This is a genomic window from Streptomyces sp. RPT161 (assembly GCF_027533845.1).
GTDB classification, from domain to species: domain Bacteria; phylum Actinomycetota; class Actinomycetes; order Streptomycetales; family Streptomycetaceae; genus Streptantibioticus_A; species Streptantibioticus_A silvisoli_A.
Genome location: NZ_JAPZVN010000124.1, coordinates 1 through 301, shown reverse-complemented (window position 1 = coordinate 301; position 301 = coordinate 1). Strand labels below are relative to the sequence as shown.

The 301-nt window shown below is 64.5% G+C and carries 1 protein-coding gene; it reads left to right on the top strand.

All coding sequences use genetic code 11. From position 1 onward, the window contains the following. A partial coding sequence (locus O5O46_RS35200; RefSeq protein WP_269859761.1) for an integrase core domain-containing protein occupies positions 1–261 on the top strand: 261 nt, incomplete at its 5' end. Positions 262–301: the final 40 nt, after the last annotated feature.

Here is a 301-nt window from a genome sequence, read left to right as displayed (position 1 = left end):
CATGAATTCGCGGAACTGGCCCGCGAGTTCGGTGTCCGGCTGTCTGTCGGCCGTACTGGTCAGTGCTGGGACAACGCACTCGCCGAATCGTTCTTCGCCACCCTCAAGAGCGAACTTCCCTGCGACCGCCCCTGGCCTAGCCGGGCCCTCGCGCGTGCCGCCATCTTTGAGTTCGTTGAAGGCTGGTACAACCTCCGCAGGCTGCACAGCAGTCTCGGCTACCGCAGTCCCGCCGAATACGAAGCCGCACTCGCGGCCTGAGCACCACACCGACGGTGTCCGTCAAAGCGGAACGAGCTCA